Source organism: Bartonella sp. MR168JLCBS (genome assembly GCF_042194175.1).
The window spans coordinates 1-372 of record NZ_JBHIMP010000176.1 but is presented as its reverse complement, the minus strand read 5'-3'; the positions used below and the strand labels follow the sequence as shown (position 1 = coordinate 372).

Here is a 372-nt window from a genome sequence, read left to right as displayed (position 1 = left end):
TCTTGGACAGGTTTTTATATTGGTGGCCAGATTGGGAATTTTACAAGTGATAATAAAATAAAGGGTCTAGGAAAAGAAACAAGCATTTTTACTAAAGAGTTAACACCTCAGCTTTCAGGCATTGTGGGAGGTATTTATGCAGGTTCCAATATAGATCTTGGAAGTGGTCTGATTCTAGGGGTTGAAACCGATGCAATTTGGGCTGATTGTGAAGCAACGAAAACAAGCGTTACAAGAACTCTTTCTGTACCTCAAGCCAACTCTCTTAACGATGAATTTAAGGCTGCTAGAATTACGCTAAAGGATAAATTTTAAGAAAATGACACGATAAGCGATCATTATACTTACAAAGCACAATGGTTCGGTGCTACG

At 37.9% G+C, this 372-nt stretch carries 1 pseudogene; it reads left to right on the top strand.

The annotated features are described in order from the left end of the window. Positions 1-315 (top strand): annotated as a pseudogene (locus ACFIK8_RS10140) (hemin-binding protein E); the annotation flags it as partial. Between the last annotated feature and the right edge of the window lie 57 nt (positions 316-372).